Source organism: Psychrobacter sp. TB20-MNA-CIBAN-0197, from assembly GCF_040309765.1.
In the GTDB taxonomy this organism is placed as follows: Bacteria; Pseudomonadota; Gammaproteobacteria; order Pseudomonadales; family Moraxellaceae; genus Psychrobacter; species Psychrobacter submarinus.
Map to the genome: position 1 here is coordinate 1 of NZ_JBEOPC010001069.1, position 251 is coordinate 251.

At 44.6% G+C, this 251-nt stretch carries 1 pseudogene; it reads right to left on the minus strand.

Annotated features, from left to right (window positions below):
- Positions 1–251 (minus strand): annotated as a pseudogene (gene pyrG, locus AAEY83_RS17190) (CTP synthetase); the annotation flags it as partial.

Consider the following 251-nt stretch of genomic DNA (forward strand, 5'->3'; position numbering starts at 1 on the left):
GTCGTATACACGCTGCTTAATATCGTTAGTGATATGTGGAATAACCTGAATAGTAGCACCTAGGTATTCACCACGGCGCTCACGACGTAATACGTCTTCATATACACGGCCTTGTGTGAAGTTATTACGACTAGTCATTTTGGTACGGATAAAACGCTCGTAGTGACCTAAATCAAGGTCAGTTTCTGCGCCGTCTTCTGTAACGTAAACTTCACCGTGTTGAATTGGGCTCATTGTGCCTGGGTCAACGT